Source organism: Sedimentibacter sp. B4, assembly GCF_000309315.1.
GTDB classification, from domain to species: domain Bacteria; phylum Bacillota; class Clostridia; order Tissierellales; family Sedimentibacteraceae; genus Sedimentibacter; species Sedimentibacter saalensis.
This window is the reverse complement of sequence record NZ_CANG01000297.1, coordinates 1-202: the sequence shown is the minus strand read 5'-3', so window position 1 is coordinate 202 and position 202 is coordinate 1. Positions and strand designations below refer to the sequence as shown.

1 protein-coding gene is annotated in these 202 nt (G+C 72.8%); it reads right to left on the bottom strand.

What is annotated here, in order from left to right; genetic code table 11:
* On the bottom strand, nucleotides 1–202 hold a 202-nt coding region (locus tag BN358_RS27630; RefSeq protein ID WP_040582767.1), incomplete at both ends, for a hypothetical protein.

Below are 202 nucleotides of genomic sequence, written 5' to 3'. Positions count from 1 at the left end.
AGCGACTGGAAGTCGACCAGGGAGTCTCCGGACGCTGCGACCAGATACGGCTCGATCGGGGCCTTGGGCAGCGGAACGAGCAGGTCCGCGTCCACCGCGCCGGCGGCAGGAGCCGAGACGAGTCCTGCCCCCACGAACAGGCTGAGGCCGGCCAGCGCGCCAGCGAATCCACGCGCCCGGCGGCGCCAGCCCCGCATCGTCA